The sequence below is a fragment of the Pseudomonas sp. RW407 genome, from assembly GCF_003176655.1.
Lineage (GTDB): Bacteria > Pseudomonadota > Gammaproteobacteria > Pseudomonadales > Pseudomonadaceae > Pseudomonas > Pseudomonas delhiensis.
In genome coordinates this window covers 1-331 of the sequence record NZ_QGSL01000057.1, presented here as the reverse complement: position 1 = coordinate 331, position 331 = coordinate 1, and the positions used below count along the sequence as shown (strand labels likewise).

Here is a 331-nt window from a genome sequence, read left to right as displayed (position 1 = left end):
GCTTGCGTCGTGAAGCCACCGCCTGAAACTTGCTGCCATCGATAGCCACCAACTGACCACCGATCAGCCCGACCTGACGGCAGAACTGCACAAAGGCACGGCAGGTTGCCTGGAACGCCACACCGTTGTCTTTACGGAAATCGGCAATGGTCTTGAAGTCCGGTACCAGTTGGCCCAGCAACCACATCACTTCGACATTGCGCTGGCACTCGGCCTCCAGTCGGCGCGAGGAACGGATTCGATGGAAGTAGCCATACAGGTACAGCTTGAGCAAGTCGGCCGGATCATAGGCCGGACGTCCAACCTTGCTAGCTCGCGCCTTGCTGAAGCC

General features: G+C 58.9%; 1 protein-coding gene. It reads right to left on the bottom strand.

Going from position 1 to position 331, the window contains the following annotated elements; all coding sequences use genetic code 11:
• Positions 1 to 331, bottom strand: a 331-nt coding sequence (locus DK254_RS05785) for a transposase (RefSeq protein ID WP_146219571.1), incomplete at both ends; no start/stop codon positions are given.